We start from the raw sequence: 1,316 nt of genomic DNA on the forward strand, positions 1-1,316 counted from the left end.
GGCTACATCGACATCCTGATCACCGACAAGACCGGCACGCTGACGGAGGGCCGCATCCGCCTGGTCGGCGCGGTCGATCCGGCCGGTGCGCCGGCCGAGCCGGTCCGGCGGCTCGGGTTGCTGGCCACCGACGTCGACCCGGAATCCGGTGTGGTGAGCGCCAATCCGCTCGACGCCGCGCTGTGGGACTCCCCGCAGCCACAGCAACTGGTGGGCGGCGCGGTGCGCCGCGTCGCGCTGCTGCCGTTCGACCACGAGCGGCGCGCGACGTCGGTGTTGGTCGACGACGACGGCAACCGCCTCCTCGTCGTCAAGGGCGCCCCCGAACAGGTCCTGGACCGGTGCGACGGGACGCCGGCGGCCGCGGATGCGACCCTGGCGGACTTGTTCGCCGCCGGACGGCGGGTGGTCGCCGTCGCCACCCGCCCGGCCGCCGAGCTGACGGAGCTCACCGCCGACGACGAACACGACCTCACGCTGGCCGGCTTTCTGGTCTTCGCCGACGAACCCAAACCCGCGGCGCGCCAGTCGCTGGCACAGCTGGCCGAACTGGGCATCGAGCTCAAGATCGCCACCGGCGACAATCCGCGGGTCGCCGAAAAGGTCTGCAATGACCTGGGTTTGGCGTCCAAGGGCACTCTCACCGGCGCCGAGCTGGAACCCCTCGACGACGACGGGTTCGTCGACGCCGCGCAAAACCACACCATCTTCGCGCGCATCTCCCCCGAGCAGAAGGCGCGGCTGATCACCGCGCTGCGCCGCAACGGGCGATCGGTCGGCTTCCTCGGCGACGGCGTCAACGACGCGTTGGCCCTGCACGCCGCGGACGTGGGGATCTCCGTAGACAGCGCCACCGACGTGGCCAAGGACGCGGCCGACGTGGTCTTGCTGGAAAAGGACCTGGGGGTGCTGGCCACCGGGGTGGCCACGGGCAGAAGGATTTTCGCCAATACCATCAAGTACGTGTTCATGGGCACATCGAGCAATTTCGGCAACACCTTCAGCGCCGCCGCCGCGTCGGCGTTCTTGCCGTTTCTGCCGATGCTGCCCAGCCAGATCCTGCTGGGCAACCTGCTCTACGATGCCTCGCAGTTGGCGATCCCCACCGACCGCGTCGATGAGGAGCAACGCGATGCGCCGGCGCACTGGAACGTCGCCTTCATCCGCAGGTTCATGCTGACGTTCGGGCCCATCAACTCGCTGTTCGACTTCTTGACCTTCGGATTCATGCTCGGCATCCTGCACGCCGGCGAGGTGGCGTTTCACACCGGGTGGTTCCTGGAAAACCTTCTCACCCAGACGTTTATCGTTTTCGC

General features: G+C 68.2%; 1 protein-coding gene. It reads left to right on the forward strand.

Going from position 1 to position 1,316, the window contains the following annotated elements:
* Nucleotides 1–1,316, forward strand: a 1,316-nt coding sequence (locus A5696_RS29240) for an HAD-IC family P-type ATPase (RefSeq protein WP_156738510.1), incomplete at both ends; no start/stop codon positions are given.

The sequence above is a fragment of the Mycobacterium sp. E2699 genome, from assembly GCF_001666745.1.
GTDB lineage: Bacteria > Actinomycetota > Actinomycetes > Mycobacteriales > Mycobacteriaceae > Mycobacterium.